The 5504-nt window shown below is 56.3% G+C and carries 4 protein-coding genes; all 4 read left to right on the forward strand.

Going from position 1 to position 5504, the window contains the following annotated elements:
- The coding region (locus ACN0RV_RS19390; RefSeq protein WP_417350181.1) for a hypothetical protein at window positions 1–1148 on the forward strand (1148 nt) is incomplete at its 5' end.
- A 3-nt stretch (window positions 1149–1151) separates the two neighbouring features.
- Window positions 1152–3053 (forward strand): Eco57I restriction-modification methylase domain-containing protein, encoded by a 1902-nt coding sequence (locus ACN0RV_RS19395; protein ID WP_417350182.1) that lies wholly within the window; start codon window positions 1152–1154, stop codon window positions 3051–3053.
- Window positions 3050–4930, forward strand: a complete 1881-nt coding sequence (locus tag ACN0RV_RS19400; protein WP_417350183.1) for a hypothetical protein — start codon at window positions 3050–3052, stop codon at window positions 4928–4930. The genes ACN0RV_RS19395 and ACN0RV_RS19400 overlap by 4 nt, the downstream gene beginning before the upstream one ends.
- A partial coding sequence (locus tag ACN0RV_RS19405) for a DUF262 domain-containing protein (protein ID WP_417350184.1) occupies window positions 4927–5504 on the forward strand: 578 nt, incomplete at its 3' end. The genes ACN0RV_RS19400 and ACN0RV_RS19405, both read left to right, overlap by 4 nt.

A 5504-nucleotide genomic window follows, 5' to 3' on the forward strand; every position in this document is an offset into this window, starting at 1 on the left:
CGTCCATGCTGCTCGGCGGGGTGATCAAGTTTAAGGTCTCCGGCCGCGAGGTCACGGTCAATGGTCAGCAAGCCATTGAAGCCCTCAAGACCAACAATGCTTTCAAAAACGTCGGCATCTCCCTGCGTGAGGACCGCCCCTCCATGGCGATGCTGGCGCTGGCGTCGAGCCGTCTTACCGAACTTAGTGGCGATATGGTGGTGCCGCTTGAGGATGCCATCAGCAAGGCCGCCACCAAACTTTTCCCTGAACTACAGCAGCGGTATGCCTCTCTGGCCGGCCGACTGCAGATGCTTGGGATGGTGGGGGACGATCGCCTGGAGGCGATGAGCCGTGACTTGGCCGATATTCAGCTCACTGACGGCTCCGATGCCCCCCAGCGGCTGGGGCGTGAGGAGTCGTCGCTATTCAATAATCTCGTCTGGGCCAGCGATGTCAAGAAAGCACTGGAACAAGGGCTCGAAGCTACTCTCAAGGAGTTGCGCTCACTGTCACAGATGATCGAGGGGCTGCCCTCCAGCGGTATACCCGGCGAGCTCAAGAGTGAGCTGTCTGAAGTGCTGCAGGATCTTAACGTCCGCTTAGCGACCGAAGAAGCCTATCGCAGTAGTTCGGACTTCAATACCCGGCTGACAGAGATGCGTGGCAAGGCGGGTGCTGCCACAGAGCGAATGCAGCAGGCTCAGCAACAGCGCCTGCGCCAGGCCGAGCAGGAACTAAAGCGGGTGCCTGAGTGGCCCGAGCTGACCAACCAGGAGCAGCAGGAGTTACTGGGACGCCTGGACGAGCTGCTATTAGAGGTGAAACCCGATATTCAAGGCCTGCGCGCCCTGGTCAATCGCGACTATGAGCTCCAGGGCGAGGTTGCCGCTCTCAAGGAGCGCATTGAGCGGGTAGGTCGAGAGCGTCAGCAGGAACGCATCCTGGAAGAGCAAAAAGAACTTGAGGAGGAAGCTCCTGAAGGGTGCCAGGAGAAAAAGAAGGTGCTCAGCCGCCATTTCAAGGCACAGCCACGCATCACCTCACTGGGAGAGCTCGACGCGATGATTCGCGAGCTCCAGAAACTGCGTGGCGAGCTGGAATACGCCCATGCCTTCGAACTCGACTTAACTCTTGGCGAGGCCACAGCACACAGCGACAAGGAGTAAACTATGGCCTTCGATCAAGCCACCCGAAATCGGCTGCAGAAGCTTGTCAGCGACAGCCGTAAGCGGCTGACCGAGGAGTTTACGCTGCAGTTGCAGCAGGACTATGGCCTCGACCCTAAGACGGGTGAAGTGACTGAACTTGAGCGACTGATCCATCTAAGTGACCGAGAGCGCCACACCGCTGCCCTGCTGCGGGAGACTCTGGCGCATTACTTAGCTTTAGAAGGTGATGGCAAGAGCCAGCGACAGGCAGCCATCGACCGCATCATCCGCGAGCAGGCCTTTACCGTGCTCAACCGCCTGGCGGCGCTGCTGATGATGGAGGCCCGTGGCCTGCTGCTGCCGGCGGTGAGCCAGGGCACCCAGTCCCAGGCCTTCGAGCTCTATCGCCACCTGGCGGGAACCGCACTGGGTGAGACCGGCGAGGCCTACCAGACATTCCTGTTCAGCCTGTTTGATGAGTTCGCCATTGACCTGCCAGCGCTCTTCGACCGCTTCGCTCCCCAGGGGCGGCTCTTCCCAAGGGAGACGGCGCTGAACGCGCTGCTTGAGCTGCTCAACGACCATGAGATCGAGCCGCTGTGGGCCCTGGACGAGACCATCGGCTGGATCTATCAGTACTTCAACAGCCAGGAAGAGCGAAAAGCGATGCGCAAGGCCAGCCAGGCTCCGCGCAACAGTCGCGAGTTGGCGGTGCGAAATCAGTTCTTTACCCCGCGCTATGTGGTGGAGTTCCTGGTCGACAACACCCTGGGTCGCCAGTGGTTTAATGCCACAGGCGGCACCACGCCTCTACGCGACAGCTGCCAGTACCTGCTGGTGAAGCCAGACGAGCAACCCGAAGCCAGCATCAAGCTGCGTGACCCGCGTACCCTTAAACTGCTGGATCCGGCCTGCGGTTCGATGCATTTCGGCCTCTATGCCTTTGATCTCTTTCTGCAGATCTACCGTGATGCCTGGCAGTGGGAGCAGCAGCACGGCCCCGGCGTGCTGGATGTCTCCACCCAGCCGGAGGCCGGCTTCGAGCCTCTCCGCCACACTTACTCCGGCGAAGAAGCCTTCCTGCGTGATGTGCCGCGGCTGATTGTCGAGCACAACATCTATGGGGTGGATATTGACCCCCGCGCCGCTCAGATCGCCTCGCTGGCGTTGTGGCTGCGTGCACAGCGCGCCTGGCACGAGGCCGATGTGAAAGCCCAGCAGCGCCCCGATGTAGGGCAGGGCAATGTGGTTGCCGCAGTGGCTCCGCCTGCGGAGCAGGAACTGCGCAAGGCCTTTATGGCCCGCTTGGATAGCCAGGACGCTAAGCTGTTTGAGAAGACCCTTCAGATGCTCAAGGGCTTGCCCGAGCTTGGCGTTCTTCTTCGCGCCGAGAAGGAGCTGCCCGCGCTGATTCGCCAGATCTATGTGGGCAAGGGTAGCGACCTCTTTGCCGAGCAAGAGCAAGAGACCTGGCAGAAGGCCGAAAAGCGCCTGCGCCGCACTCTGCTGGAGTTTTCCGATGAAGCCAGCGCCACCTACCAGAGCCGGCTCTTCACGCAGGATGCACTGCAGGGCCTGCGGATGATCGACCTCTGTCGTGTGGTCTTCGATGTGGTGGTGATGAATCCGCCGTTTGGGGCGCTGAGTTCAGGTGTCAAGGCCAAGCTGGGCAGGGAGTTTCCCAATAGCAAAAATGATTTGCTGGCTATTTTTGTAGAGCGTGGTCTGGAGGTTATGCGAAAGGGTGGGCGCCTGGGAGCCATTACTTCACGTACCTGTTTTTTTCTGTCTAGCTTTCAGAAATGGCGTGAGGAGGTAGTTCTGGGTATTGCACGCCCAGAGGTCATGGCTGATCTGGGACATGGTGTAATGGATGATGCCATGGTAGAAGCTGCCGCCTTTGTTTTGGAGAAACATTCATGAGCTATTTTTTGCGGCTATTGGGCAGGGAAGACAAGGCAGGTGCTTTGGCCAATTCCTGCTGTAATCTTAGAGCAGGGAAGCCTGACCCAGCCATTTTTTCAATCAGCTCAGAATCTTTTGATTCTGTACCAGGGAAACCATTCTCTTATTGGGTGAGTGATGCTGTGCGAGAGAGTTTTCGTGATTTTCCTGCTTTTGAAAGTGGAGGGCGTAAGGTTAGGGTTGGACTTCAAACGAGTGATGATTTTCGTTTTTTGCGTGGTTGGTGGGAGGTTCTCGTACATCGCGAGACTGGTATATGGTTTCCCTTTGCCAAAGGTGGTGCTTATTCCCCATATTATTCCGATATTTATTTGGTGGTTAATTGGAAAAATAATGGGAAGGAATTGGAGTCTTTTTCGCCAAGTGTGATTCGTAATTCTGACTATTATTTCAGACCTGGCATTACTTGGCCGTTGCGTTCGCACCGCTTTTCTCCGCAAGCGATGCCGAGAGGATGTATTTTTTCTGTGCGCGGGTATTCGGCTTTTGCAAGGGAAGGTGAAGAACTGGAAACTCTTGCTGTTTTCAATAGCGTGCCTTTTGATTATATATTTAAAACTGCGCTTGGGCGTTTTGGCTATCCAGAGTTCATCGTTGGAATTTTGCAGCTAATGCCTTGGTCCAGCGCTTCGGATGAAAAGAAGTCAAATCTTGGCTGTTTGGCATACCAAGCTTGGTCACTTAAACGTAAGCTTGATATGGCGAATGAGACTTCGCATGCTTTTTTGTTGCCTGAGATACTTCGGGGAAGATTTAGAGACTACGATCCTCAAGCGATATACGCCGAGTTAGCCGATATTCAAGCGCAGATCGACGATATTGCCTTCGGTCTCTACGGCTTTTCTGAGGAAGATCGCAAAGCTGCCCTAGGAGATATTTATGCAGCAACTGACACTGAAGAAATTAGTGGTGATGAAGAAAGTGCAGTAAAGATAGTAGATGCGCCACCACTGGATGCTTTGCTCTCTTGGGCTGTGGGCGTGGTGTTTGGCCGCTTCGATTGGCGCTTGGCATCCGGCGAGCGGGAGGCGCCGCCCGAGCCAGAGCCTTTCGATCCGCTGCCGGTCAAGAGCCCCGGTATGCTGCCCGACGGTGATGAGCCATACCATCGCCATGTGGGCATCCTGGTTGATGACTCAAGCCATGAGCATGATCTACCGCGGCTGATGGCCGATGTGCTGCAGGCCGTCGATGTTGAGGTGGACGAAGACCTGCGGCGCTGGTTGCGCCGTGACTTCTTCAAGTACCACCTGCAGCAGTACTCGAAGAGCCGCCGCAAGGCGCCTATATTCTGGCCGCTGGCAACAGCCTCTGGGAGCTATGCTTTGTGGCTCTACTACTCGAACCTGACCGATCAGACCCTGTTTACCTCCGTCAACGACTTCATTGAGCCCAAGCTCAAGCAGGTGGATAGCGAGCTGGCCAATCTTCGCCTAGCAGGCGCCAGCCGCAGTCATGGCGATGAGAAGCGCCATGAAGAGCTCAGCGACTTCCGCGATGAGCTAGCCAATCTTCGCGATTCATTACTTGATATCGCCCCCAGCTACAAGCCCAACCACGATGATGGCGTGCAGATCACCGCGGCGCCGCTCTGGCCGCTCTTCCACCATATGCCCTGGCAGAACGTACTTCGTGATACCTGGGAGAAACTAGAACAGGGTGAATATGACTGGTCCCACCTGGCTATGGCCTATTGGCCGGAGCGGGTGCGCGAGAAGTGCATTACCGATAAGTCGCTTGCCATTGCCCACGACCTTGAGCACCTCTACGCCGAACTCGAGCCGGTCTCCAAGAAGACTCGCGGCCGTAAGAAAAACACAGGGAGTGGTGAATGAACATCATGGTGCAATCCAGCAAGGCGCACGATCGCAGTCTTGGAGAATGGTTTCACGATATCCAGCGCGGCTCAATTAAGCTCCCGCGCTTCCAGCGCATGGAGGCCTGGGATAGAAACCGGATCACCAGTTTTCTGGATACTATAATCAACAACCTGCCCATGGGGGTGGTCCTGATCCTGCAGGTCGATGGTAACGACAATGAAAAATTTGTGTCTCGTTATATAAGCAGCGCCGAGCCGGAAAAGGCAGGCACGGTGACGCAGCATCTGCTGGATGGGCAGCAGCGCCTGACGGCCTTCTGGCGCGCCATGCACAACAGCTATGAGTATGAAACCTTCTTCGTTTACCACCCTGAATTTGATCCCCGAGCTGAGAAGGCAGGCGAGGAAGTTCAGGTTTTCATGAAACCTAGGTGGTATGGCAAGCACGGTCGGCGCATGCCGCTCTGGGCTGATGATCCCAGGTGTACACTGGAGAGGGGGTTATTTCCCATGGCTCTCTTGCGACCTGGAGACATCAGTGCAGAAGTTACCCAGTGGCTTGATGAGGCGACTTATAACCTTGAGCCTGC

The organism is Ferrimonas sp. (assembly GCF_048263965.1).
Classification (GTDB): Bacteria; Pseudomonadota; Gammaproteobacteria; order Enterobacterales; family Shewanellaceae; genus Ferrimonas.

What these genes read in the sequence shown, in the direction of transcription:
- ACN0RV_RS19395 (WP_417350182.1), top strand. Translation starts at nt 1,152, where the DNA reads ATGGCCTTCGATCAAGCCACCCGAAATCGGCTGCAGAAGCTTGTCAGC.
- ACN0RV_RS19400 (WP_417350183.1), top strand. Translation starts at nt 3,050, where the DNA reads ATGAGCTATTTTTTGCGGCTATTGGGCAGGGAAGACAAGGCAGGTGCT.